General features: G+C 34.7%; 1 protein-coding gene. It reads right to left on the bottom strand.

What is annotated here, in order from left to right; genetic code table 11:
• Positions 1–4: 4 nt before the first annotated feature.
• A partial coding sequence (locus tag OWK30_RS11490; protein WP_423326627.1) for a transposase occupies positions 5–380 on the bottom strand: 376 nt, incomplete at its 5' end.

Genomic DNA, 380 nt, shown 5'->3' with positions numbered 1-380 from the left:
ATTATTAAGATAATTTAGGCATATGAAAAACCTCTTTTTTTGTAAGCATGGCATAAAGTACACGCACAAGTTTGTTACACAATGCAATCATAGCTTTTCTATGGGGCATACCTTCCTCCTTCTTTTTCAAATAATACGCTCTAAAATACTCATTAAACTTTATAACACCGCTTGCCATAAGATAAAGAATACGCCTAAGGGACCGAGATCCTTTTTTACTTATTCTGCCGTTACTATACATACTTCCGGATTGTTTAATAGCAGGATCTATCCCGGCATAGGCAGCAAGTTTGCCTTTGTTGGCAAATCTGTTTATATCTTTAATTTCTGCAAGAAAATGGGCAGCGGTAATATCATTAATTCCTTTGATAGAAGTAATA

Source organism: Deferribacter abyssi (assembly GCF_049472655.1).
GTDB lineage: Bacteria > Chrysiogenota > Deferribacteres > Deferribacterales > Deferribacteraceae > Deferribacter > Deferribacter abyssi.
Note: the sequence above shows the minus strand (reverse complement) of the source record. Positions and strands in the feature narration are given on the sequence as shown.